We start from the raw sequence: 255 nt of genomic DNA, 5'->3' as shown, positions 1-255 counted from the left end.
TTTACGCACATGATTTGCGCCTGACGCCTCCGAACTGGCTGTGGCTCAAGGGCGTTGACCGGACGCTCTTCTATGCCCTTCACCGGGCAAACACCACAAAAGGCTTCATCGAAGGGGCCGGCGTGGTGGCCGTTGCCCGGGCAGAAAATGAAGCGTGTCGTCTCGGCCTGCCCTGCCCGGAACCCTGTGTGGAAGAAGCCATTGAAGGGCTGCGGCAGGACATGCTGAGACTGGGGTTGATATGGGACGAACCTC

General features: G+C 60.4%; 1 pseudogene. It reads left to right on the top strand.

Annotation, left to right across the window (positions count from 1 at the left end):
- A pseudogene (locus tag E0D98_RS26985) lies at positions 1 to 255 on the top strand (conjugal transfer protein TrbA); the annotation flags it as partial.

Source organism: Escherichia sp. KCJ4928, from assembly GCF_004352695.1.
GTDB lineage: Bacteria > Pseudomonadota > Gammaproteobacteria > Enterobacterales > Enterobacteriaceae > ECMA0423.
Note: the sequence above shows the minus strand (reverse complement) of the source record. Positions and strands in the feature narration are given on the sequence as shown.